Source organism: Lysobacter sp. S4-A87, assembly GCF_022637455.1.
Lineage (GTDB): Bacteria > Pseudomonadota > Gammaproteobacteria > Xanthomonadales > Xanthomonadaceae > Lysobacter_J.
This window is the reverse complement of sequence record NZ_CP093341.1, coordinates 1,198,724-1,223,546: the sequence shown is the minus strand read 5'-3', so window position 1 is coordinate 1,223,546 and position 24,823 is coordinate 1,198,724. Positions and strand designations below refer to the sequence as shown.

The window sequence follows — 24,823 nt, the reverse complement described above, 5'->3', positions numbered from 1 at the left end:
GGACCCGCACAATCTACACGCACGCGCCGTTCCGGGCTCGGCGAGGGGGCTGCTACGCTTGATTGACGCCCTCCGGGTTCCGATTCCGACTGCCGCCGCCCATGCACATCCTGCTGGTAGAAGACGAACCCGCCATCGCCGACATCGTCGTGCACGCGTTGCGTGCGGACGGGTTCGAGACGTCGCATTGCCTGACCGGCCGCGATGCGCTGGCCCTGGCGCGCGGCCAGTCGTTCGACCTGGCCGTGCTGGACGTCGGCCTCCCCGACATCGGCGGCTTCGCGTTGTGCCGTGAGTTGCGGCGCGGACGCGACCTGCCGGTGATCTTCCTGACCGCGCACAACGCCGAAGCCGAACGCATCCTCGGCCTGGAAATCGGCGGCGATGATTACGTGACCAAGCCGTTCTCGCCACGCGAACTGGTTGCGCGCGTGCGGGTGGTGCTGCGGCGCGCGCACCACGAGGCGCCGGCCGCGGCCGGTGGGTTCGTCCATGACGCCGAAGGCAAGCGCATCACCTACCGCCACCAGTTCCTCGACCTCACCCGCTACGAGTACGGACTGCTGGCGGCGCTGTTGCAGCGTCCGGGCGCGGTGCTGTCGCGCGCGCAGCTGATGGACCGCGTATGGGGCAATGCCCTCGACAGCGGTGACCGCACGGTTGATACCCACATCAAGACCCTGCGGGCGAAGCTGCGCGAGGTCGCGCCCGAACTCGACCCGATCCGCACCCACCGCGGCCTGGGTTATTCGCTGGACATGGGCGACGGCAAGGCGGCGCGCGAATGAAGATCGGCCTGCGCATCTTCCTGGGCTACTTCCTGATCGTCGCGCTGGCGGGGCTGCTGCTGGCCCAGGTGTTCGTCGCCGAGGTCAAGCCGGGCGTGCGCCAGGCGATGGAGGACACCCTGGTCGACACCGCCAACGTGCTCGCCGAACTGGCCACCGACGACTTCATCGCCGGGCGCATCGACGATGGTGACTTCGCCCGGCGGGTCAGGGCGATGGCGCGGCGCGACTACGGCGCCAGGATATGGGGGTTCGGCAAGCGCTCCTCGCAGTACCGCATCTACGTCACCGATGCCCGGGGAAGGGTCGTGTTCGACAGCAGTGGCCGCGATGTCGGTGCGGACTACTCGCGCTGGAACGACGTCTACCTGACCCTGCAGGGGAAGTACGGCGCGCGTTCCAGCCGCAGCCAGTACTCCGACCCGGACTCGACCGTGATGCACGTCGCCGCGCCCATCCGCGATGGCCAGGGCAAGGTGATCGGCGTGCTGACGGTGGCCAAGCCCAACAGCGCCATCGCGCCCTTCATCGAGCGCAGCCAGAACGTGGTGCTGCGCTGGGGCGCGGTGCTGCTGGGGGTCTCTTTGCTCGTCGGCCTGGTCGCGGCCTGGTGGCTGTCGCGGCAATTGGGCGAATTGCGTCGCTATGCCAATGGCGTGACCGCCGGCGAACGCGTCGCCGTGCCGCGCGCCGCGGGCGAGTTCGGCGAACTCGGCCAGGCGCTGGAAACCATGCGCGTCCGCCTCGAAGGCAAGCAGTACGTCGAGCAGTACGTGCACACCATGACGCACGAGATGAAGAGTCCGCTGGCGGCCATCCGTGGCAGTGCCGAGCTGCTCGAAGGCCCGCTCGACGAGGCCGACCGGATCCGCTTCGCTGCCAGCATCCGCAGCCAGAGCGAACGGCTGGCGCAGATGATCGACAAGATGCTCGCGCTGGCCGCGGTCGAGCATCGCCAGCGGCTGGAACAGCCCGAGCCGGTGGCGCTGGCGGCCCTGGCCGAAGACGCCATCGCACAATGCACGACACGCCTGATGCGGGCCGGGATTGCGCTCGACGTCGACCTGCAGGATGGCCTGCCCGCCGTCCAGGGCGATCCGTTCCTGCTGCGCCAGGCGCTGATCAACCTGATCGAGAACGCGATCGATTTCGCCCCGGCGGCAAGTCGCATCGAACTGCGCCTGCAGCGCGAGGATGAGCGCCAGGTCCTGGAGGTGAGCGACCGCGGCGCCGGCATCCCGGACTACGCGCGCGATCGCGTGTTCGAGCGTTTCTACTCGCTGCCGCGTCCCGGCAATGGCAGCCGAAGTAGTGGCCTTGGCCTGTGCTTCGTCGCCGAAGTGGCGACCCTGCACGGTGGCGAGGCCACCCTGGACAATCGCGAAGGCGGCGGCGCGCTCGCGCGCCTGTCGCTGCCGGGCTGACCGGCTGGCCGGCTGACCTCATCCCAAGGGCGACTTCACCCTCACTTCACCGTGGCGCCATCGTCGCCCCGCGTTCGCACCCGATCCTGTCGCCATTACCCGACAGGAGTTGCACATGCGCCTTGCCTTCAAGATCGTCATGGTCGTCGCGATGACCATTGCGATCCTGGTTCCGCTGCTGATGATCCGCGGCGTCATCCAGGACCGCCAGAACTACCGCGCCCAGGCGGTTTCCGATATTGCCCGCAGCTATGCCGGTGCCCAGTCCTTCGCCGGGCCGGTGCTGGTGGTGCCCTATACCGAGACCGTCGAGGTCGAAGAAACCGACAAGTACAACGTCGTGCACAAGGTGCAGCGCGAAGTGACCCACCACTGGACCTTCTTTCCGGCCACGCTCGACGTGCGCGGTCCGATGCGTCCCAGCACGCGCAAGCGCGGCCTGCACGAAGTGCGTGTGTACGAGTGGCACGGCAAGGCGAGGGCGCGCTTCGAGGCGCTGATCCCGGCGCCGGAGTCCGTCCCGCGCAAGATCGGCAAGCCCTGGCTGAGCTATGGCATCGCCGACGTGCGCGGCCTGCGCGCGTCGCCGCAGTTGCGCATCAACGGCCGCAGCGAGGTGGTGGAGGAAGGCCTGGGCAGCCGCAGCGGTTCGGGCCTGCACGTGCGCCTGGCCGAGCCGCAGGCCGGGCAGGTGCTGAAACTCGATACCGAGCTGTACCTGGTGCTGGGCGGTACCGAATCGCTGGCGCTGGTGCCGCTGGGCAAGAGCAACCAGTTCGCCCTGCAGTCCAGCTGGATGCATCCCAGCTTCGGCGGCAGCTCGCCCCGGCATGAGCTCGATGCCTCCGGCTTCAGGGCCGATTGGCAGATCGCCTCGGTCGCGACCAACGCGCAGCGCGAGTACCTGCAGGGGCAGGTGCTGCCCGACCTCAGCGGCGGCATCGCCGGCATGGACGGCATCGACGCGGTCGGGGTGTCGCTGATCGACCCCGTCGACATCTATACCCAGGCCGATCGCGCCACCAAGTACGGCCTGCTGTTCGTGCTGCTGACCTTCGTCGGCTTCTTCATCTTCGAGCTGATCAAGCAGTTGCCGATCCACCCGATCCAGTACGGCCTGGTCGGCCTGGCGCTGGCGATCTTCTTCCTGCTGCTGGTCAGCCTGAGCGAGCACATCGCCTTCGCCATCGCCTACCTGATCGCCAGCGTCGCCTGCATCGGCCTGATCGGTTTCTACCTGGTCGCGGTCCTGCGCAGCGTTGGCCGCGGCCTGGGCTTCGCCGCCATGCTGGCCACGCTCTATGCTGCGCTGTACGGCCTGCTGGTGTCGGAGGACAACGCCCTGGTGCTCGGCGCCGGGCTGCTGTTCCTGGTCCTGGCTGCGATCATGGTGGTCACCCGCCGGGTCGACTGGTATCAATTGGCCGGATCGCGACCGTCGTTGCGTGACTCAGCCAGCGAAGGCGGTCTCCGCGAACCGGCCTGACCATGCTTCAGCCCATCCACCTCCAACCGCCGACAGGGAATCCCAAGATGTACGTCATGGATGCCAAAGCTCCGGAAACGCCGTCCGCTCTCGACGTGCGCAGCTACAGCGGTGCCGCCATCTCGCCCTGGCTCGACGACCTGGCCCGCCTGCGCATCGCGGTGTTCCGCGACTGGCCTTACCTCTACGACGGCGATGCCGGTTACGAAGCCGAGTACCTGCAGAGCTACCTGAATTCGCCGCGCAGCATCGTCGCGCTGGCGTTCGACGGCGACCAGGTGGTCGGCGCCTCGACCGGGATGCCGCTGGCGGCCGAGTCCAGCACCTTCCTGGACGCGTTCGACGGTGTCTCGATCGAGCCGCAGGAGGTGTTCTATTGCGGCGAATCGGTCCTGCTGCCGCAGTACCGGGGGCGCGGCATCGGCCATCGCTTCTTCGATGCGCGCGAGGCCCACGCGCGCAGCTACGGCGACTACGCATGGACCGCGTTCTGCGCGGTCGACCGCGAGCCGGGGCACCCACGTCGCCCGGCGTTCCACCGTGGCAACGAGGAGTTCTGGAACAAGCGCGGCTACCGCCAGCGCCCGGAACTGAAGGCGCACCTGACCTGGCGCGAGGTCGGCGGCGTCGTCGTCGACCACGCGCTGACGTTCTGGCTGCGACCGCTGGAGCGGACGCGATGAGCGACGGCGTGCTCAAGGTGGCCGTGGCCAAGTACGCCGTCGGTGCACCGGATGACTTTGCCGCCTTCGCCGGCAAGCAGGCGCGCTGGCTGGACGAGGCGCGCCAGCAGGGTGCGCAGATGGCAGTACTGCCGGAGTATCTGGCGCTGGAACTGGGCGCGATGTTCGATGCGGCAACGCGTGCCGACCTGCATGCGTCGCTGGCGGCGCTGCAGGCCTGGCACCGCCCGTGGCTGGAACTGTTCTCGCGCCTGGCGCGGGAACGGCACATGCACGTGGTGGCCGGTACGTTCCTGCTCGACCTGGGTCGTGGTCGCTATCGCAACCGAAGCTACACGTTCGCGCCGGACGGCAGCCACGTCTGGCAGGACAAGCTGCGGCTGACCGGGTTCGAGAAGTCCGCCGGCGTCATCGAATCCGGTGACGAGCTGAAGGTCTTCGAGACCGGGCCGGTGAGAAGTGCGGTCGCCGTCTGCTACGACAGCGAGTTCCCGCTGCCGGTACGTGCCCAGTGCGAGGCCGGTGCACGCCTGCTGGTCGTACCCAGCTGCACGGACACCGAGGCCGGGGCGACCCGCGTGCGCGTGGGTTGCCTGGCGCGCGCGCTGGAGAACCGCTGCTTCGTTGCCCAGGCGGTGACGGCCGGCGAGGCGCCATGGAGTCCCGCACTGGACACCAACACCGGCGAGGCGGCGCTGATCGCACCGATGGATGTTGGCCTGCCGCACGACGGCATGATCGTGCAGACCCGGGGCGACCAGCACTGGGCCGTTGCCACGCTCGACTTCGCCGCATTGGAGGCCAGCCGCGCGCAGGCACAGGTGGCCAACGACCGCGACTGGGCCAGCCAGTACTTCCCGAGCGTCGCCCGCGCCAAGGTTGTCCGCGCCGAAGCGGCGTAACGGTCGCGGGGTGACCCGGGTGCGCTTCGCTTACCCGGGCTACGGACCGCGCCAGGTAGCCCGGGTAAGCGAAGCGCACCCGGGAGAGGGTGACCCTCAACCAAACAACGTCACCCCAGGCACCAGCCACAACGACAACCCCGCCAGCGCCGTGCCGATCGCCGTCGCCGCCAGCACATCACTGGGGTAGTGCAGTCCCAGCACGACGCGCGAGGCGGCCACGCTTGCGGTGAACGGCACCAGCAGCCAGGCCAGCAGCGGGTAGTGCGCCATCGCCACCAGGCTGAAGGCCACCGCGTGCAGCGTGTGCCCGGAGGGGAAGCTGAACTCGTCAAGTGGCGCCACCCACGCATGGATGCGCTGGTCCGAGGCAAACGGGCGTGGTCGTCGAGTCCAGCGCTTGAGCCGTTTGTACAGTGCCAGTGCGATCACGCCGGTCGCGGCCAGGTGCGCCGATGCGGCCAGACCGTCGAGGCCATCGATCACGATCAGTGTGGCCATCAGCGCATACCAGAACACACCGTCGCCAAGTCGGCTGACGAGTGCGAAATACGAGCGCGAGCGTCCGCCTTCGCCCCAGCGGTTCGCGCGCAGGCACCAGCCGCTGTCACCGTCGATCAGGCGCTTGTGCAGCTTTGGACGATGCAGCATGCGCTGCAGAGATTGGCGGTTCATGACGCCTCCCGTTCCGGTGGTGTGGAGGGCAGCGACGCGACGCCGGCATTGCGGCGTGACTGCACCATGTCCTGCAGCAGCGCATCGAAATCGGTGGCCACCTGTTCAGGGCGCAGGCTTGCCACGGCCTGGCGGGTCGCCATGCGCATGGCACTGCGGCTGAGATCGTCGCCGGCGATGCGCGTGCAGGCGGCGATGAAGGCAGCCTCGTCGCCGGCGCCGATCGCAGCCCCATGGACGCCGTCGCGCAAGTATTCATGCGCCGCGCCGTAGTCGAAGGCGACTGTCGGTACGCCGCTGGCCAGAGCTTCCAGGGTGACGTTGCCGAATGTCTCGCTGAGGCTGGGGAAGACGAACAGGTCGCCGCTGGCGAAATGCCGGGCCAGTTCGTCGCCGCGTTGCACGCCGCAGAAGATGAAGTCGGGGTTGTCCTCTTCGAGTTTTGCCCGCGCCGGGCCGTCCCCGACCCAGATGAAGCGCGCGTCGGGGCGCGCGATCTGCAGGGAGCGGAACGCGCGGACAGCCAGGTCGAGGTTCTTCTCCGCGGCGATGCGCCCGACGTAGATCGCGGCGAAGCCGTCGTCGCCCAGTCCCCATTGCGCGCGCAGAGCGAAGTCGCGCCGCTGCGGATCGAACTGGACGGTGTCGACCGCGCGCGGCAACCGCACCACGTTCTCGAAGCGCTGGCCCTGCAGAAAGTCGACCAGCTCGCGCGTCGGCACCAGGGTTGCATCGGCGCTGTTGTGGAAGCGCCGCATCCAGCGCAGTGCGGTCGGGGCGAGGAAGGCGACGCCGTAGTCGCGCATGTACTCGTCGAACCGGGTATGGAAGCCGGTGGCCGCCGGGATGCCCAGGCGCGCGGCCGCGCGCAGCGCCGACCAGCCCAGCGGCCCTTCGGTCGCGACATAGATCGCCTCGGGCCGGATCGCCTGCCACGCCTCGCGCAGACGGCGGGTGGCCGGAAAGCCGATGCGCAGGCCGGGGTAGCGTGGCAGCGGCGCGCCGGGTACCAGCAACTCGTGGAGGCTGGCGCTATCGCCGTCTCCCTGCCGCGGACGCACCAGCTGGACGTCGTGGCCGCGCGTGCGCAGGCCCTGCTCCAGCCCCTGCACGGTCAGGGCGACGCCGTTGATCTCCGGCGGGTAGGTCTCGCTGACGATCGCATAACGCATGCGTGGCTCCCGGTTTGCACAAAGGTCGCCTCGTGCGGTGAAACCGGGATGGCAGGGCGGTGACGCAACGATGACGGAGGGTCGTGAAAACGGTTACCCGATGCCTCGGGTGCTGGAAATGCCCCGCGTTGCGCCCTGCGTCGCGGTGGCGTTAACAAACGAACACCTAAAATGAATGGTTAACTGTGACCGAAACCGAGGAGAGCGTGTGCACCGACGCGAAGTGCTGCTGGCCGGATTGTCCTGGCCCCTGTTGTCGCTGCTCTCCAGCGCGGGCTCGCGCGCGATTGCCGCACCCGGGGCGTCGGCGCCATTTGATTCCGACACCGTAGCCTCCTTGGCGCGTGCACTGGCGGCCAAGCCTTTCGTCGCCCAGAGCAAGCAGCTGCCGGCATCTCTGGAGAAGATCGGCTACGACCAGTACCGCAGCATCCGCTTCAACCCGGCGCAAGCGCTGTGGCGCGGAGCGAACGTGCCCTTCCAGGCGCAGTTCTTCCACCGCGGATTCTTCTTCCGCGACCGCGTCGACATCTTCGACGTTGCCGGCGGCGTGGCCACGCCGGTGGTCTACCGCCCGGCCCAGTTCACCTTCGACGGCACCACGGCGCCGAAGGAGAACGACCTTGGCTACGCCGGCTTCCGCCTGCATTCCCCGATCAACCGTCCGGAATACTTCGACGAGGTTTGCGCCTTCCTTGGTGCGAGCTACTTCCGTGCCGTGGCCAAGGGCCAGGCCTATGGATTGTCGGCGCGCGGCCTGGCACTCAAGACCGGTGCGCCGGCGGGCGAGGAGTTTCCGGTGTTCCGCAGCTTCTGGCTGGAACGACCGGTGGCCGGTGCCGATCACGTCATCGTGCATGCCCTCATGGACAGCCCCAGCGTCGCCGGTGCCTACCGCTTCGTGATCCGTCCCGGCATCGAGACGGTGTTCGAGGTGTCGGTCCGCCTGTATCCGCGCGTGGCGCTGGATCAGGTCGGCATCGCGCCGCTGACCAGCATGTTCCAGTTCGATTCCAACGACCGCGTCGGCATCGACGACTACCGTCCGGCCGTGCACGACTCCGATGGACTGGCCCTGGTCAACGGCGGCGGCGAGCAGATCTGGCGCCCGTTGCAGAATCCGTCGGTGCTGCAGGAGAGCGCCTTCGAGGACGTCAACCCGCGCGGCTTCGGCCTGATGCAGCGCAAGCGCGCATTCGCCGACTACGCCGACAGCGAAGCGAATTACGAGAAGCGCCCGAGCCTGTGGATCGAGCCGCAGGGCGAGTGGGGCGCAGGTGCCGTGCACCTGTTCGAGCTGCCGACCGCGGACGAGTTCCACGACAACATCGTTTCGTTCTGGCGCCCGAAGCAGCCGTTGGCCGCTGGCAAGGAGCACCGCTTCGACTACCGCATGCACTGGTGCGACCAGCATGCCTGGCTGCCGCAGCTGGCGACGGTCACGCGCACGCGCATCGGCGCCGCCGGCAGCGCCAGTGCCGGCTCCGATGCCAAGCGTGGCGTGCGCCTGGTGGTGATCGACTTCGCCGGCGGCCGTCTGCAGGGGCTGGACGATGCGGCACGCGTGCGTGCCGACGTCTCGGCGAGCAAGGGCAAGGTCGCCAACATCACCGCACACCCCAATCCGGGAGCAGGCGGATGGCGCCTGGCCTTCGAGCTGCAGCCGGGCAACGAACGCAGCGTCGAACTGCGTGCCGTGCTGGGTGACGCCTCCGGTCCGCTCAGCGAGACCTGGCTGTACCGGTGGACTGCGTGAGCGGCGTGACATTCACACCCGATGCCGGTGCCGCAACGGGCGCTGCCCCGCCGTCGCCGTGGCTGCCGGTCGAAGCACCGCTGCCGATGCCGGTGCAGACGCTGCGCGCAGGCCGCCTGGCGAATCAGAAACTGCCGACAACGCCAAGCGCGATGGCCTGGCGCCGCACGCTGGTCATTGGCGGCGCCGCGCTGCTGACGCTTGTCGCCGCCTACCAGATCTGGTGGGTACTGCGCGGCAGCGGCACGGATGTGCTGGAAGGACTGCTGCTGTTGTTGTTCGTGGCGTTGTTCGCGTGGATCGCGCAAGCGTTTGTCAGCGCGCTGGCCGGCTTCATCCTGATCGTGACGCGTCGCGGCGGGCGGCTGGGGCTCGGCCGCGAGGGCGAGCTGCCGCAACTGGCCTCGCGCACGGCATTGCTGATGCCGACCTACAACGAGGAACCCGAACGACTGCTGGCGGGGCTGGAGGCGATCCATGAATCGCTGCAGGCGACCGGGCAGCTGGCGAAGTTCGATTTCTTCGTCCTCAGCGACACCACCAATGCCGAACTCCGCGGTGCCGAGGAACGCGCCTTCGCCGCGCTGCGCGAGCGTACCGGTGGCCACGCGCACCTGTTCTATCGCCACCGGCCCGACAACCGCGAACGCAAGGCCGGCAACGTCGCCGAATGGGTGCGTCGCTTCGGTGGCGCCTACCCGCAGATGCTGATCCTCGACGCCGACAGCCTGATGACCGGCGACACCATCGTCCGCCTCGCCGGTGCGATGGAGGCCCATCCCGACGTCGCGCTGATCCAGACGCTGCCGATGATCGTCAACGGCAACACCCTGTTCGCGCGCATGCAGCAGTTCGCCGGACGCGTGTACGGGCCGGTCATCGCCCATGGCATCGCCTGGTGGCACGGCGCCGAGAGCAACTACTGGGGCCACAACGCGATCATTCGCACCCGTGCGTTCGCCGACCAGGGCGGCCTGCCCGAACTGCGCGGCATCAAGCCGTTCCGGGGCACCGTGCTGAGCCACGACTTCGTCGAAGCCGCGCTGCTCAGGCGCGGTGGCTGGGCCCTGCACATGGTGCCGGGGCTCGGTGGCAGTTACGAGGAAGGCCCGCCGTCGTTGACCGACATGCTGGTCCGCGACCGTCGCTGGTGCCAGGGCAACCTGCAGCACAGCGCGGTGTTGCCCGCGAAGGGCCTGCACTGGATCAGTCGCTGGCATCTGATGATGGGCATCGGCCATTACTTCACCTCGCCGATGTGGGCGATGCTGATGCTGATAGGCCTGGCCATTCCGCTGCAGCATGCCGGGCTGGCCTGGGACAGCCTGAAGCTGCCCGGTTTCTCGCCGACCGCCTACTGGCGCGAGCAGGATCCGGAGCGTTTCGTCTGGGTGTTCTTCCTGACCATGGCGGTGCTGCTGGCGCCCAAGGTCATGGGCTACCTGACGCTGTTCTTCGATCGCGACACGCGTCGCGGTTGCGGCGGCGCGATCCGGGCGTTGTTGAGCATGGTCCTGGAGACCCTGCTGGCGGCACTGATGGCGCCGGTGACGATGTACGTGCAGTCGCGCGGCGTTGCCGAAGTGCTGGCGGGCAAGGATTCGGGCTGGGACGCACAGCGCCGCGACGACGGCACGCTGCCGCTGTCGGGCCTGGTGCGCAATTACGCCGGTGTGACAGTGCTGGGCGTGATGGCCGGCTGGATGGCGTACATGATCTCGCCGTCGCTGGCGGCCTGGATGGCGCCGGTCATCCTCGGGCTGTTCCTGTCGATCCCGATCGTGGCGCTGACATCGACGCGTACCGCCGGCCTGTTCCTGCGTCGCCTCGGCATCTTCTTGATTCCCGAAGAGCGCGCGCCGCCACCGGTGCTGGTGCGCGCGGCAAAGTTGCGCGAAGCACTGCACAAGTAACGCAATTACGCGCCCTCGGCGCCGCTGCGCAGGCAGCGGGCCGGGTGGGCCGTGTGGGACTAGATCGCTTCCAGCTTCAGCACGACACCCAGGCCGGCCATGTCGTGCGGTTCGCCCTCGAGGTCGGCGCGCACCAGCGGGCGCATGTCGATCCAGCGACGGGCCATGCCGAGGGTCAGCGTGTTGCCGTCCGCGCGAGCGTCGAGCTGCGGGATCGGGTCGGCCTCATGGGCGCGATGCAACAGCACGGCCAAGCGAAGCAGTGCGGCGAGGCGACGCGCCGCCGTGAGCAGGCGGTCGGGCAGGGCGTCGAAGGCCGACTTGGGAATGCCGCGGCGATGGGTGCGGACCAGCGCCGCCAGGAATTGCTGCTGCTGGCGCGAGAAGCCGGCGATATCGGAGTTCTCGACGACGTAGGCACCGTGCACGTGGTACTGGCTGTGGGCGATCGCCAGGCCCAGTTCGTGCAGCCGCGAGGCGCGTTGCAGCATCAGGCGGTCATCGGCATCGAGCTGCCATGCCTGGGCGATCTGGTCGAACATCCGCAGCGCGGTGGCTTCGACGCGGCGGGCCTGGCCATCGTCGATGCCGTAGCGCTGCATGAGCGCGGCGACGGCCGCATCGCGCGGGTCGTCCACGCCGCCGCGGCCGAGCATGTCGTAGAGCACGCCCTCGCGCATGGCCGCCTTGCTGACCGCCATGCGCTTGAGGCCGAGCGCATCGAAGGCGGCCTCGAGGATCAGTACGCCGCCGGCGATCACCGGGCGGCGCTCGGACGACAGGCCGGGAAGTTCGATCGCGTCGATGCGGTCGGCCTGCAGCAGGCGATCGCGCAGCACCGGCAGCGCTTCGGCGGTCACCGCGCCCTTGGTCAGCTTCATCGCCGCGCAGATGTCGCCGATGGCCTTGTTGGTACCCGACGCCCCCAGTGCCTCGTCCCAGCCCAGCGCGCGGTAGGTTCCGGCGAACTGCTGGAACTCGGCGGTGACCTCGGTCAATGCCTCGCGCCATTTCTTCTTGGTCAGCTTGCCGTTCTCGAAGAAGCGGCGGGTCGTGGCGATGCAACCCACCTGCAGGCTTTCACGTTCGATGGCCTCGAAGCCGGAACCGATGATGCATTCGGTCGAACCGCCGCCGATGTCGATCACCAGGCGCAGCTCGCCGGGCTTGGAAGGCTGCGCGTGGGCGACGCCCAGGTAGATCAGGCGCGCCTCCTCGCGGCCGGCGACCACTTCGATCGCATGCCCGAGCGCGGCCTCGGCCGGCATCAGGAAGGCCTGCGGCACCGCCAGGCGCCGGACCGTATTGGTGGCGATGGCGCGCACCCGTTGCGGCGGAATATCGCGGATGCGCTGCCCGAAGCGGGCCAGGCAGTCCAGTGCGCGCTGGCGCACCTCGGGTGACAGGCCGCCACGACGGTCCAGGCCTTCGGCCATGCGCACGGTCTCGCGCAGGCGGTCGACGATGCGCAGCTGGCCGAGCACGTAACGTGCGACCACCATGTGGAAACTGTTGGAGCCCATGTCGACGGCGGCCAGCAGATCGCCGTCGGCGAGCGGCAGTTTGCTGGTGGGGAAGGCGTCGCTCATCGGCACATGATCCCCGTTAAGGTGCTGTCGCGTCCATCCTTGCTCGATAGTCCCGGCCCGGAAGGGCTTCGCTCAGGCGCAGATCTTCGACAACAGCCAGCTCTGGGCCGAATGTGCGGGCGCGCCTTCGGCCGGCGTTACGCGAACATAGTCGCCTTCGGTCTGCAGCTCCCAGGCGTTGACGTTGTCGTTCAGGTAGTTCTCGAGCGCCTCGTCGTAGACCCGTTTGGCCAGCTCGGGAGACAGCACCGGGAACCCGGTCTCGATCCGCCGCAGCAGGTTGCGCTCCAGCCAGTCGGCACTGGAGCAGAACAGGTCCGGCGCGCCGTCGTTGGCGAACCAGTACACGCGGTGGTGCTCGAGGAAGCGGCCGACGATCGAGCGCACCCGGATGTTCTCGGAGATGCCGGGCATGCCCGGACGGACCGTGCACGCGCCGCGCACGATCAGGTCGATCTGCACGCCGGACTGCGAGGCCAGGTACAGCGCACGCACCACCTGTGGTTCGTTGAGGGCGTTCATCTTGGCGATGATCCGCGCCGGCTTGCCGGCCTTGGCATGACGGGTCTCGCGGTCGATCCGCTTGAGCACGCCGGCGTGCAGGGTGAAGGGCGACTGCAGCAGGCGCTTGAGCTTGATGGTCGGCGCCAGCCCGGACAGCTGCTGGAAGATCATGTGGACGTCGGCGCCGATGTCGGGATCGGCGGTGATCAGGCCGAAGTCGGTGTAACCGCGCGCCGTGCCGCTGTGGTAATTGCCGGTGCCCATGTGCGTGTAGCGGCGCAGCTTGCGGCCCTCGCGGCGCACGATCAGCATCATCTTGGCGTGGGTCTTGTAGCCCACCACCCCGTACACGACCTGCACGCCGGCGTCCTGCAGGCGATCGGCCAGGCCGAGGTTGGCCTCTTCGTCGAAGCGCGCGCGCAGCTCGACCACGACCGTCACGTCCTTGCCGTTGCGCGCCGCCTGGACCAGGCTGTCGACGATCATCGAGTCCTTGCCGGTGCGGTACAGCGTCTGCTTGATCGCCAGCACGTTCGGGTCTTCCGATGCCTGGCGGAGCAGTTCGAGCACCGGCGTGAAGGCGTCGAAGGGGTGGTGCAGCAGCACGTCGCCCTCGGCCACCTTGTCGAACATCGCCTCGACGCCGGAAAGCTGGCGCGGCTGGAACGGCGGGAACTTCAGTTCCGGTCGCTGCACCAGGTCGTAGACCTGGATCACGCGATTGAGGTTGACCGGGCCGTTGATGCGGTAGACCGCGTTCTCGGTCAGGTCGAAGTTCTCCAGCAGCGTGCGCACGATCTCGTCCGGGCACTGCTCGGCGATCTCCAGCCGTACCGCGCGCAGGTAGCCGCGGCCGACCAGTTCGTCGCGCAGGGCCAGCGCCAGGTTCTCGACTTCGTCCTCGTCGACGATCAGTTCGGAGTTGCGGGTCACGCGGAACTGGTAGGCACCCTTGACCTGCATGCCCGGGAACATCTCGTCGACGAACGCCGACAGCACCGCCGACAGGAACACGAAATCGTGCTTGCCGCCGCCGACCTCCTCGGGAATCTGGATGATGCGCGGCAGCGAGCGCGGCGCACGCACGATTGCCAGGTGGCCTTCGCGGCCGAACGCGTCCTTGCCCTTGAGCACGACGACGATGTTGAGCGACTTGTTGAGGATCTTCGGGAACGGGTGCGCCGGGTCCAGGCCCAGCGGCGACAGCACCGGCATGATCTCGTCGCGGAAGTAGTCGCGCAGCCAGCGCGCCTGGTTCTCGTCCCACGCATCGCGGCCGAGAACGCGCACGCCGCCGTCCCACAGGGCCGGACGAAGCACCTGGTTCCAGACTTCGTACTGCGCCTGCACCAGTTGTGCGGCGCGGTCGTGGATGCGCGCCAGCACCGTCGCCGGCGACAGGCCGTCGGCGCCGGTGGAGATGCCCAGGTCCTGGGCGTGGCGCAGGGTGCCGGCGCGGATCTCGAAGAACTCGTCGAGGTTGGTGCACGAGATGCACAGGTACTTCAGGCGCTCCAGCAGCGGCACCGTCGTGTCCTGCGCCTGGGCCAGCACGCGGAAGTTGAAGTCCAGCTGCGACAGCTCGCGATTGAAGTACAGCCCGGGGTCGCGGAGCGGATCGGATTCGAGCGGCGTCTCTACTGCGGATGTCACTACTGCGGCGTTCATGGCAATGCCTCGAAGGACAGCGCGAGGTCCTCGCGCGGGCGCACGCGTTCGGCGCCGAAATGACAGGAGAACGTACTACCACGTCCGACTTCGCTGCTGATCTCCAGCCGTGCCTGGTGCAGGTTCAGCACGTGCTTGACGATCGACAGCCCCAGCCCGGTGCCGCCGCTTTCGCGCGAGCGGCTGGTGGAGACGCGGTAGAAGCGCTCGGTGATGCGTGGCAGGTGCGCCGCCGGGATGCCGTAGCCGCTGTCGACCACTTCCAGCACCGCGCCCTTGCTGTCGGGGCGGGTGCCTTCGGGGCGGAAGCGTATCCGGATCGTGCCGCCGGCCGGGGTGTAGCGGATCGCGTTGCCGACCAGGTTGGAGAATGCGCTGTGCAGCTCCTTGTTGGAACCCCACAGGTCGACCGCGGCGGCGTCCTCCACCAGGATTTCGTGGCGGCCCTGGCTCAGCGCGACCGCCTCGCGCCGCAGCGTCGTCAGCATCGGCGACATCGCCACGGTTTCCTCGGCCGGCAGGCTGTCCTGCGATTCCAGCCGCGACAGCATCAGCAGGTCCTCGACCAGCTGGGTCATGCGCTGCGACTGGCGCTGCATCTCGGCCAGCATCGGCGCCCAGTCCGGGTGTTCGGCGGGGTCGAGCATGTCGAGGTAGCCGTGCACCACGGTCAACGGGGTGCGCAGTTCGTGCGAGACGTTGGCGACGAAATCGCGGCGCATCTGCTCCAGCTGCAGCAGGCGGCTGACATCGCGCGCAACCAGCAGCCACAGGTCGTCGGAGTAGGGGATCAGGCGCAGGCTCAGCGTCGCCGCCGGATTCCACGGCGAGGTGACTTCCAGCGTCTCGGCGTTGCGCCCGGACGCCAGCCAGTGCGACAGCTGCAGCGGCTGCAGGCGCTGCGCGACCGGGCCGCCGATGTCGCGCGGGTACTTCAGTTGCAGCAGGCCGATGGCGGCCTCGTTGAACCACTGGATGCGCTGGCTGTTGCGCTCGACCACGACGATCGCGTCGGGCAGTGCCGCTGCGGCGGCACGGTACGCACGCAGCATCTCGATCAGGCGCTTCTTGCGTCCGCGCATTTCCGACTGGCTGCGATGGAGCAGGCGGTCGAGTTCGTTCCAGATGCCTTCGCCCAGCGGCGGCGTCAGCCGTTGCCTCGCCGTCAGCCTCACCAGCACGCTGCGCAGGCGCCAGTAGTGCCAGGCAACCACGCCAAGGGCAGCCAGGGTGATGACGGGCCAGGGCTGCCCGATCGCCAGGCCGACCACGGCGGCGGTGGCCAGGATCAGGGCGAGTTGGCCGAGGGTGCGGAACCAGGCGGAGCGGGCGCGGGGCGGCATGGCCGTCGATCAACTATCCATGAGGGTGAGTACGACTTCCCGAGCGTAGCGAGCGGCCTGCCTGGCCGCCAGCATTGGGCCCTGCGAATGGTCACTGCGTCGCGGATGGGGCCCCCGGCGATGGCCCGGTAGCCAGCGCGGGCAACCGGCGCTTGCAACAGGCGCCGGCCGCAGCTGCTTCATGCCGCCAACGAGGCGGAGAATCGGTAACCGGCGCCGCGCACGGTCTGCACCATGCCGTCGAGCCGGTGCGGTTCCAGCGTCTTGCGCAGGCGCCGGATGTGCACGTCCACGGTGCGCTCCTCCACGTAGACGCTGCCGCCCCAGACATGGTCCAGCAGCTGGGTGCGGGTGTAGACGCGCTCGGGGTGGGTCATGAAGAAGTGCAGCAGGCGGTATTCGGTGGGGCCGATCTGCACCGGCTGGTCGCTGCCGTCGGCGGCGGCGAACACACGATGTGCGGCACCGTCGATGCGCAACGGGCCGATGCCGACGCTGCCGTCCTCGTCGTCCTCGCGCGAGCGCCGCAGCACGGCGCGGATGCGGGCGAGCAGCTCGCGCGCCGAGAATGGCTTGACCACGTAGTCGTCGACGCCGGCTTCGAGGCCGCCGACGCGATCGTTTTCCTCGCCGCGCGCGGTCAGCATGATGATCGGGATCTCGCGGGTGAGCTGTTCCTTGCGCCAGCGCCGGGCCAGTTCCAGGCCGCTGGTGCCGGGCAGCATCCAGTCCAGCAGGATCAGGTCCGGGACGCGGTCGGCGATGGCCGCCTGGGCCTCGCGTGCGTCGCCGGCGTGGACGGGTTCGTATTCGCCCTTGCGCAGGGCGAAGGACACCATGTCGCGGATGGCGGGTTCGTCTTCGACAATCAGGATGCGCTTCTGCACGCGGTCACCGGGGGAAAGACTGAAGGGGCCCGTACGAAGGGGGCTGGGAAGCCGCGTCAGTACACTACCGTTTTGTGACGATGGCATGACATGGTCATCGGGACAGGCTGCCGGCCCGGCAGAAGCGGCTTCAGCCGCGAAGGCGGCCCGTCCTCAATCACCGCAGAAGCTGCCGCCAGCCGCTACTGCCGCCGCAGGTCCTCGTCGCGGATGCCCTGGCGCTTGAGCTCGAGCACGGTCGGTGTGATGGCGGCGATGCGCGACTCGATGCGGGCGCGGGCGTAGTAGTCCAGGTCGCTGCGGCGTTTGAGGGTATTGAGCTGGACCAGGGCCTGTTCGGGCCGGCCATTCAGGTACGCGGCCTCGGCATAGGCCTCGCCGGCGCGGATCGGATCCCCGGCGATCTCACAGGCACGGGCAAAGACGCTCTGGAAGATCGCATCGTTGCCGGAACTGCCCATCAGCGGACGCAGCACTGCCTGGGCGCGTTTGCCAGCCTCGGTGGTACTGCGCTCGGACAGCACCTCGGCGTAGGTCAGCACCACGGCACGGTTGTTGGGCGTCTGCCGCAGCAGCGCTTCGAAGCGGGCGTCGGCCGAGGCCGCCTTGCCCGTCCGCGCCTCCGCCTGGCCCATGGCCAGGGTCAGCCACATGTCGCCCGGATGCGCCTGCAGCAGCTCGCCCAGGGTGGTCGCGGCGGCGCTGGCGTGGTTGCCGCGCAACTGGGCCAGGGCCTGGCCATAGCGCTGCGCGTCGGTGAACTTCTTGCCGCCGGCCAGGCGCTCGTACTCACGCAGGGCATCGCCAGGGGAGTCGGCGCTGAGCACGCGCAGGCGCTCGCGGGCGTATTCGAAGCGACCGGTGCCACCGCTCTGTGCCGAGGCGGTGAGCTGGCCGCCGACGTCCAGGTTGGGCGGCAGCAACGGGTTGCTGCTGTTGTCGAGCGAGTACTGCGGCTGCGCCGTGCTCTCGCTGCGGCATTGCTCCGGGCCGTCCGGGTCGCGCACGCAGACCTGGGACGTGCCGCCCTGCTCGCGCTTGAGCCGCGCCGCGCGCTCCTTGGCTTCGGTGATGCGGGTGATCGTCACCGGGTGGGTCATCAGCCAGTCCGGCGATTCACCCCAGTAATTGGCACCGTTGCTGCGCGAGCGCGCCTGCAGCGTGGCGAAGAAATCCGCCATCGCTTCGGGGTCGTAATGGCTGCGGGCGAGGGTCTGGATGCCGAGCCGGTCGGCCTCGGACTCGTTGGATCGGGTGTAGTCGATCTGGCGCTGCTGCATCATGCCCATGGCACCGGCCATGGCGGCCTGCGCGGCGTCGTCGTCGGAATTGCCGCCGGCGGCCTGGGCCGCGACGATCGCGCCGAGCATGGCCAGCAGGATCGGCAACTGGTCGCGCTGGGCGCGTTCGGCGCCGCGCAGCACGTGCTGCTGGGTGACGTGGGCGATTTCGTGCGACATCACCCCGGCGACCTCGTCCTCGCGCTCGGCTGCCAGCACCAGGCCGGAGTTGACGCCGATGTAGCCGCCGAGGGTGGCGAAGGCGTTGATCTGGCGCTCGCGCAGCATGAAGAAGGTGAAGGGCTGGCGCGGGCGGTCGCTGTTCGCCGCCAGGCGCGTGCCCAGGGTGTCGAGCCAGCTGTCGATCAGCGGGTCTTCCAGCAGGTAGTCGTAGTGGCGCAGCTGCGCCAGCATCATCGCGCCGTACTCCTCCTGCTGCCGTGGGGTCAGCAGTTCCCCGGCCGACGAACCGATGTCGGGCAGGTTGGCCTCCTGCGCCGGCGCGCAGACGCTGGCGACGGCAAGGGTGAGGGCGGCGGTGAGCAGGGCGATGCGACGCAAGCGGGTGGTCCCTCGATGATTCGGGGCGAGGCGGCGTCCGCAGGATGCGGGGCTGGGCGGTCGTCCGGATGAATCGGCTGTTAATCCTTAACGGTGGTTCCGTCGCTCCGGGCCGGCTTCTGGCCGGCGCTGGGCCGAGCCGGTCACCGACGCAACGGCTGTGTTCCGTGCATGGGCTGGAAATGAACCCGGGGCAGGCCCATATTCGACCACAACCGCATTGGCGAGTTCACTCAGGAGAGATCGTTTTGAGCAGCACCGCATCCGCAGCGCCTGGAACCGGTAGTTCCGTCGCGCCCGAGATCACCATCTATACCACCGCGATCTGCCCGTATTGCGTCGCGGCGAAGAATTTCCTGAAGAGCAAGAACCAGACCTGGACCGAGGTCCGGATCGATCTGGACCCGGCGCAGCGCGAGCTGATGCTCAGCCGTGCCCGGCGCACCAGCGTGCCGCAGATCTTCATCGGTGACACCCATGTCGGCGGCTACGACGACATGATCGCCCTGCATCGGGCCGGTGGTCTGGAACCCCTGCTGGCGGGTGGTGCATGAGCGAATCGACCGACAAGACCGAAGGCGACCGCGTCGCCGAGTTCACCGCGTTCCGCAAGCGCATGAACGAGCGCATCCTGGCCGAACCCAACCAGGTCGTGCGCCGTTTCTTCGCGCTCGACACCCAGACCTACCAGCCCGGCGCGCTCGATCTGAAGACCAAGGAGCTGCTGGGCCTGGTGGCCTCGATGGTGCTGCGCTGCGACGACTGCATCAGTTACCACGTCGCCCAGTGCAAGGAGGCCGGGGTCAACCGCGACGAGATGTTCGAGGCGTTCTCGGTCGGGCTGGTGGTCGGCGGTTCGATCGTGATCCCGCACCTGCGCCGCGCGGTCGACTTCCTCGACCGGCTGGAGCAGGGCGAGGCCGCCGCGCCCGAGGGTCACGACCACGGCTGAGCCGCGGTCGCGTTGTGCCTGCCGTGGCGGTTTCGACCGCCATGCTTGCCCGGGCGGCATCCGGGGACGGCCTGAACGGTCGCCAGGCGGCCTTCAGACGAAAGTCCGAGGCGCCCGTTCCTGCAGGAGGACGCCGCTTCCGGCATAATTCCGGGGCTAACCATCCGGCGCCGTACCCTCCGCAGGGCGCCCATCAGCCTGGAAGAAATCCCCTATGACGCAGACCATCACGGTCATCCGTGGCGACGGTATCGGCCCGGAAATCATGGACGCCACCCTGCACGTGCTCGACACGATGGATGTCGGACTGCAGTACGAATTCGCCGATGCCGGCCTGGTCGCGCTCGAGAAGCACGGCGAGCTGCTGCCGCAGTCGACGATGGATTCGATCCGCAAGAACCGCATCGCGCTCAAGAGCCCGCTGACCACGCCGGTCGGCGAGGGCTTCAGCTCGATCAACGTCGAGCTGCGCAAGCGTTTCGACCTGTACGCGAACGTGCGTCCGGCCAAGTCGTTCCCGAACACGAAGTCGCGGTTCCCGGACGGCGTCGATCTGATCACGGTGCGCGAGAACACCGAAGGCGCCTACATCGGCGAGGGCCAGACGCTGTCGGAAGACGGCGAGGTCGCGATGCTCACGCAGAAGGTCACGCGCCGCGGTTCCGAGCGCATCGTGCGCTATGCCTTCGAGCTGGCCCGCAAGACCGGTCGCAAGAAGGTCACGGTCGTGCACAAGGCCAACATCCTCAAGTCGACGTCGGGCCTGTTCCTCAAGACTGCGCGTGCGGTGGCGGCGGAATACCCGGACATCGAGTGCAACGAGATGATCGTCGACAACACCTGCATGCAGCTGGTGATGCGTCCGGAGCAGTTCGACATCATCGTCACCACCAACCTGTTCGGCGACATCATTTCCGATCTGTGCGCGGGCCTGGTCGGTGGTCTCGGTCTGGCGCCGGGTGCCAACATCGGCACTGATGCGGCGATCTTCGAGGCGGTGCACGGCACGGCTCCGGACATCGCGGGGCAGGGCAAGGCCAACCCGTGCGCGTTGCTGCTGGGCGCGGCGCAGATGCTCGACCATCTCGGCCAGACGGAGAAGGCGGGCCGCCTGCGTGCGGCGATCATCGCCACGCTGGAGGCCAAGGATTCGCTGACGCCGGACCTGGGCGGCAGCGGCAATACGATGTCCTTCGCGAAGGCGATTGCCAGCCGGATCTGATCGCACGATCCTGCGGGCGAACGACGGGGCGCTTTGGCGCCCCGTTTTCGTTTGGGCCGGCTCGTGCGCAGCCACTGTTCCGCCCATGCACTCGACAGCGCCCTTGCTGCGCTGCAAAATCCACGGGACTACAAATCCATCCGGATAGAAAGATGAACGAATCGGTCCGCCCGAGCGCGTGGGCGCTGGCGCCGCTGCTGCTGTTCCTGGCGCTGTTCTTCGGTGCGGGCCTGTACTACACGATGCACGGTGAGGCGATGGGCTTCTATCAACTGCGTGCGCCCGTGGCGATCCTGCCGGCGCTGGCGCTGGCGGCGTTCATTGCTTGGCGTCGCGGGCTCAAGCCATTGGAGACGCTGCTGTCGGGCATGGGCGACCACAACGTGGTGCTGATGTGCCTGATCTTCCTGCTCGCCGGTGGCTTCGTCGAAGTGTCCAAGGCGATCGGGGCGGTCGATGCGATCGTTGCCCTCGGCATCGGCCACGTGCACCCCGCGTTGTTGCTGCCAGGCCTGTTCGTCGTTGCCGGTTTCATCTCGCTGTCGCTGGGCACGTCGATGGGCACCATCGCGGCGGTCGCGCCGATCGCGCTGGGTGTGTCCGACGCTTCCGGACTCGATCGCGCGCTGGTGCTGGGCGCCGTCATCGGTGGCGCCACCTTCGGCGACAACCTTTCGGTGATTTCCGACACCGCCATCGTCGCCAGCCGCACCCAGGGCTGCAGCATGCGCGACAAGTTCCGCGAGAACCTGAAACTGGCGCTGCCGGCCGCCGTGCTCACCGTGATCGTGCTGGGCCTGGTCGCCGAGACGGCGCCCGTGCAGCCGCTCGATCCGGTGTCGCCGTGGCTGATCCTGCCGTATCTGGTCGTGCTCGGGCTGGCGCTGGCCGGCGTCGACGTGATCATCGTGCTGAGCCTGGGGCTGGTGATCGCCGGTGCATTCGGCGCGATCTTCGCCGACGAATTCAGTGTCGCGTCCTACGCCACCCATATCTGGGAAGGCTTCGAGAGCATGATCGAAATCACCCTGCTGTCGCTGCTGGTCGGCGGGCTGGGTGCGTTGATGAAGGCCACCGGTGGACTGAGCTGGCTGGCGCAGGTGATCGGGCGCTTCGCCCGCGGTCATCGCAGTCGCCGCGCCGGCGAAATCAGCATCGCCGCGCTGTCGGCGACGACCGATGTGTTCACTGCCAACAACACCGTCGCGATCCTGATCAGCGGCGGTCTGGCGCGCGATATCGCCCAGCAGCATGGTGTGCCGCCGGCGCGCGCGGCCAGCGTCCTGGACATCTTTGCCTGCGTCACGCAGGGCGTGTTGCCCTACGGCGCGCAGATCCTGCTGGCCGCTTCGCTGGGCGCGGTATCGCCCTTGGCGCTGGCGGGCAGCGTTCACTACAGCTGGCTGCTCGGCGCGATCACCGTGATCGCGATGTTGTGGCCCGTGCGCAAGGGCCTGCCGGTGCGTTCGGATGCGGGCGCCTGAAGGAAAAAGCGCCCGATCTCGTTGACATGGACGCGGCATCCGCCCAAACTAGCCGGCCTTTCGCGGCGTTGGCGCGCAACGAGAGTCCGGGACTCGGGGTATAGCTCAGCCTGGTAGAGCGCCAGCTTTGGGAGCTGGATGTCGTGGGTTCGAATCCCTCTGCCCCGACCATCCGCCAGGTGCTTGAACCAGGATCAGAAATGATCCGACCGGAGCTGGAATGCTCCCGCGAGTGTCAGTTCCGAGTGTCAGTTAAGATGCGACGCTGGCGCCCGTAGCTCAACCGGATAGAGCACCGGCCTTCTAAGCCGGTGGTTGTGGGTTCGAGTCCCGCCGGGCGCGCCAGTCAAATGGGTCAGGCATGTATGCCGGACCCGCGAAAACAAGCTTTATGGTGGCTGTAGCTCAGTTGGTTAGAGTACTGGATTGTGATTCCAGATGTCGGGGGTTCGAGTCCCCTCAGCCACCCCATTTTGTTGTTGCATGATGTTGGCGGGATCGATTTTTGTTGTTATGATTTCGCACCTAGTTGTTCCGGGCCGTTAGCTCAGTTGGTAGAGCAGTTGACTCTTAATCAATAGGTCCAAGGTTCGAATCCTTGACGGCCCACCAATCCCGGAAAGCACCTGGCAACCCCAGGTGCTTTTTTCTTTTCCGGCACCCCAATGCCAGAGTTCCGGCCTAGAATGCCGCCGCGACGGTTTCGGCCGCGCAAGGCAAGGCGAAAGTGGCGGAATTGGTAGACGCCCTGGATTTAGGTTCCAGTGCCGCAAGGCGTGCGGGTTCGAGTCCCGCCTTTCGCACCACGCCGCCCGAACCATGGGCGGCCGACAGAATTGAGCGAGCCGTCGCGAGTGGTCGCCCCAACGCCCCCGGGTGTTGCTCCAGGCGGCCATCGCACTGGAGCGAGCGCTCGCGAGTGGTTGCCCCAACGGGCCGGGCTCCTGAGGTCCGGGCGTCGGCCCTTCGGGCTGGGGCCCAACAACTCTCTCCCTGAATCCGTGCCCACGCTGGCGGCGCGGCCCGTAATCGGCGAAACTATTCCGTTCCGCTGGCCGGCGGGCTCGTTTTCGCTGCGGCCGCGGTCGGACAGGATCATCAACATCGTGCCGTGGCAGGTCGCCGCGGTGGCAGGAGTGGATATGCAAGTTTCGGTCGAATCGCTCGGCAACCTCGAACGTCGGATGACCTTCAGCCTCCCGGCGGATCGCCTGGAAGCCGTCGTCGGCGGCCGCCTGCGCGAGATCTCGCGCGGCGCCAAGATCAAGGGTTTCCGCCCCGGCAAAATCCCCGCCAAGGTGATCGAGCAGCGCTTCGGCGCCCAGGTCCGCGCCGAGGTCCTCGACGGCCTGCTGCGCGAGGGCTTCAGCAATGCGATCCGCGAGCAGTCGCTGCAGATCGCCGGCAACCCGCAGATTGTCCCGGCTTCGGACGCCGAGCTGGCCTACGTGGCCACGTTCGAAGTGGTGCCGGATTTCGGTGACATCGACGTCGCTGCCCTCAACGTCATCCGCCACACCGCCGAAGTCAGCGACGCCGACATCGACGCGATGATCGAGAACCTGCGCCTGCAGCGCCGCAGCTGGAACGCCGTCGAGCGTGAAGCTGTCGCTGGCGACGCAGTCGAGCTGGAGACCTGGTCGCAAGCCGGCGACGAGCGCCTGCCCGCCGAGGGCGTCGAGCGCGGTGCCACCATCATCGGTTCGGCCGCCATGCTGCCGGCGATCGAGTCGGCCCTGGTCGGCCTGAAGGCCGGCGACGAGAAGGTCGCCGAGGTCGAGTTCCCGCCGGAATGGCGCGTGCCGCAGTTCGCCGGCCGTACCGTCCAGGTCCACCTGAAGGCCACCAAGGTGTCCGAGCCGGTGCTGCCGGACGTCGACTTTGCCTTCATCAAGAGCTTCGGCGTGCGCAGCGGCGACGCCGAGCAGTTCCGCGCCGACATCCGCAGCAACCTGGAGCGCGAGCTCAAGGGCGCGCTGATGACCCGCCTGCGCCGTGAAGTCGGCGAGCAGCTGATTGCCGGTTACTCGCACGTCGAGATGCCGCCGAAGCTGGTCGAGAACGAAGCCCGCGACATGGCCCGCCAGACCATCGAGCAGGCCCGCCGCCAGGGCCGCGCCATCGGCGAGATCCCGGCCGACGCCCACATGGGCTTCATGGACGCTGCGCGCAAGCGCGTGCTGGTCGGCCTGATCGTCGGCGAGATCGCCCGCCGCAACGAGCTGCGTCTGGAACCCAAGCGCGTCAACGAGACCCTGCAGCTGATCGCCTCGACCTACGAGGAGCCGCAGCAGGTGGTCGAGCTGTACCGCAACGACGCCCAGCTGATGTCGGGCCTGCAGGCGCGGGTGATGGAAGAGCAGGTGATCGACTGGATCGCCGAGCGCGCCCAGCACAACGAGCAGCCGCTGTCGTTCAACGACGCGATCCGCCAGTAACCGCTTCGCGCCGGACCACGGCGACGGCACCGGACGGTGCCGTACCGCCGCGGTTCGCAGCGAGCTGCGTACGTGCCCCTTGCGCTCCGGTCCGGT

The 24,823-nt window shown here is 68.1% G+C and carries 19 protein-coding genes and 5 tRNA genes; 17 read left to right on the top strand and 7 right to left on the bottom strand.

Going from position 1 to position 24,823, the window contains the following annotated elements; genetic code table 11:
* Positions 1–101: 101 nt before the first annotated feature.
* From creB to MNR01_RS05460, 5 genes are all read left to right on the top strand, one after another.
* Positions 102–788, top strand: a complete 687-nt coding sequence (gene creB / locus MNR01_RS05480; protein WP_241919923.1) for a two-component system response regulator CreB — start codon at positions 102–104, stop codon at positions 786–788.
* On the top strand, positions 785–2,212 hold the full coding sequence (creC, locus tag MNR01_RS05475) for a two-component system sensor histidine kinase CreC (protein ID WP_241919922.1): 1,428 nt from the start codon (positions 785–787) through the stop codon (positions 2,210–2,212). Before creB ends, creC begins: the two co-directional genes overlap by 4 nt.
* Before the next feature lie 115 nt (positions 2,213–2,327).
* Positions 2,328–3,698: a cell envelope integrity protein CreD gene (gene creD, locus MNR01_RS05470; protein WP_241919921.1), complete on the top strand. Its 1,371-nt coding sequence runs from the start codon at positions 2,328–2,330 to the stop codon at positions 3,696–3,698.
* A gap of 56 nt (positions 3,699–3,754) precedes the next feature.
* Positions 3,755–4,381 carry a GNAT family N-acetyltransferase gene (locus MNR01_RS05465; protein WP_241919920.1) on the top strand — a complete coding sequence of 209 codons (627 nt, stop codon included), beginning with the start codon at positions 3,755–3,757 and terminating at the stop codon, positions 4,379–4,381.
* Entirely contained in the window at positions 4,378–5,283 is a 906-nt protein-coding gene (locus tag MNR01_RS05460; protein ID WP_241919919.1) for a carbon-nitrogen hydrolase family protein, read from the top strand. The genes MNR01_RS05465 and MNR01_RS05460 overlap by 4 nt, the downstream gene beginning before the upstream one ends.
* A gap of 96 nt (positions 5,284–5,379) precedes the next feature.
* Here MNR01_RS05460 and MNR01_RS05455 read toward each other — a convergent pair whose 3' ends face one another.
* Complete coding sequence (locus MNR01_RS05455; protein WP_241919918.1) at positions 5,380–5,958, bottom strand: phosphatase PAP2 family protein; 579 nt, start codon at positions 5,956–5,958, stop codon at positions 5,380–5,382.
* Positions 5,955–7,130 (bottom strand): glycosyltransferase family 1 protein, encoded by a 1,176-nt coding sequence (locus MNR01_RS05450; RefSeq protein ID WP_241919917.1) that lies wholly within the window; start codon positions 7,128–7,130, stop codon positions 5,955–5,957. Before MNR01_RS05450 ends, MNR01_RS05455 begins: the two co-directional genes overlap by 4 nt.
* 208 nt (positions 7,131–7,338) lie before the next feature.
* Here MNR01_RS05450 and MNR01_RS05445 point away from each other — a divergent pair, with 208 nt between their 5' ends.
* Positions 7,339–8,886, top strand: a complete 1,548-nt coding sequence (locus MNR01_RS05445; protein WP_241919916.1) for a glucan biosynthesis protein G — start codon at positions 7,339–7,341, stop codon at positions 8,884–8,886.
* Positions 8,887–8,891: 5 nt separating this feature from the next.
* Positions 8,892–10,799 carry a glucans biosynthesis glucosyltransferase MdoH gene (gene mdoH / locus MNR01_RS05440; RefSeq protein ID WP_241920546.1) on the top strand — a complete coding sequence of 636 codons (1,908 nt, stop codon included), beginning with the start codon at positions 8,892–8,894 and terminating at the stop codon, positions 10,797–10,799.
* 59 nt (positions 10,800–10,858) lie between these two features.
* On the opposite strand, the gene ppx is transcribed toward mdoH, so the two are convergent.
* From ppx to MNR01_RS05415, 5 genes are all read right to left on the bottom strand, one after another.
* Positions 10,859–12,388 (bottom strand): exopolyphosphatase, encoded by a 1,530-nt coding sequence (ppx, locus tag MNR01_RS05435; RefSeq protein ID WP_241919915.1) that lies wholly within the window; start codon positions 12,386–12,388, stop codon positions 10,859–10,861.
* Between the two features lie 72 nt (positions 12,389–12,460).
* Positions 12,461–14,560, bottom strand: a complete 2,100-nt coding sequence (gene ppk1, locus MNR01_RS05430; RefSeq protein WP_241919914.1) for a polyphosphate kinase 1 — start codon at positions 14,558–14,560, stop codon at positions 12,461–12,463.
* A complete protein-coding gene (gene phoR, locus MNR01_RS05425; protein ID WP_241919913.1) occupies positions 14,557–15,903 on the bottom strand; it encodes a phosphate regulon sensor histidine kinase PhoR in 1,347 nt (448 codons plus the stop codon). The genes ppk1 and phoR overlap by 4 nt, the downstream gene beginning before the upstream one ends.
* 179 nt (positions 15,904–16,082) lie before the next feature.
* Complete coding sequence (gene phoB / locus MNR01_RS05420) at positions 16,083–16,790, bottom strand: phosphate regulon transcriptional regulator PhoB (protein ID WP_158734057.1); 708 nt, start codon at positions 16,788–16,790, stop codon at positions 16,083–16,085.
* Between the two features lie 182 nt (positions 16,791–16,972).
* A complete protein-coding gene (locus MNR01_RS05415; protein ID WP_241919912.1) occupies positions 16,973–18,631 on the bottom strand; it encodes a M48 family metalloprotease in 1,659 nt (552 codons plus the stop codon).
* Positions 18,632–18,879: 248 nt separating this feature from the next.
* On the opposite strand from MNR01_RS05415, the gene grxC reads away from it, so the two are divergent.
* From grxC to tig, 10 genes are all read left to right on the top strand, one after another.
* Entirely contained in the window at positions 18,880–19,185 is a 306-nt protein-coding gene (gene grxC / locus MNR01_RS05410) for a glutaredoxin 3 (RefSeq protein WP_241919911.1), read from the top strand.
* Positions 19,182–19,583 carry a carboxymuconolactone decarboxylase family protein gene (locus MNR01_RS05405; protein WP_241919910.1) on the top strand — a complete coding sequence of 134 codons (402 nt, stop codon included), beginning with the start codon at positions 19,182–19,184 and terminating at the stop codon, positions 19,581–19,583. The genes grxC and MNR01_RS05405 overlap by 4 nt, the downstream gene beginning before the upstream one ends.
* Positions 19,584–19,797: 214 nt before the next feature.
* Complete coding sequence (locus tag MNR01_RS05400; protein WP_241919909.1) at positions 19,798–20,805, top strand: isocitrate dehydrogenase; 1,008 nt, start codon at positions 19,798–19,800, stop codon at positions 20,803–20,805.
* Positions 20,806–20,957: 152 nt separating this feature from the next.
* The gene (locus MNR01_RS05395; protein WP_241919908.1) at positions 20,958–22,289 is read left to right on the top strand and encodes a Na+/H+ antiporter NhaC family protein; all 1,332 of its coding nucleotides are present in this window, start codon (positions 20,958–20,960) and stop codon (positions 22,287–22,289) included.
* A gap of 94 nt (positions 22,290–22,383) precedes the next feature.
* A tRNA-Pro gene (locus MNR01_RS05390) sits at positions 22,384–22,460 on the top strand.
* Positions 22,461–22,557: 97 nt separating this feature from the next.
* Positions 22,558–22,634: transfer RNA gene (locus MNR01_RS05385), tRNA-Arg, on the top strand.
* Positions 22,635–22,683: 49 nt separating this feature from the next.
* Positions 22,684–22,760 (top strand) — tRNA-His (locus tag MNR01_RS05380).
* Between the two features lie 65 nt (positions 22,761–22,825).
* Positions 22,826–22,901 (top strand) — tRNA-Lys (locus MNR01_RS05375).
* Positions 22,902–23,010: 109 nt separating this feature from the next.
* Positions 23,011–23,095 (top strand) — tRNA-Leu (locus MNR01_RS05370).
* 336 nt (positions 23,096–23,431) lie between these two features.
* Positions 23,432–24,727 carry a trigger factor gene (gene tig / locus MNR01_RS05365; protein ID WP_241919907.1) on the top strand — a complete coding sequence of 432 codons (1,296 nt, stop codon included), beginning with the start codon at positions 23,432–23,434 and terminating at the stop codon, positions 24,725–24,727.
* Positions 24,728–24,823: the final 96 nt, after the last annotated feature.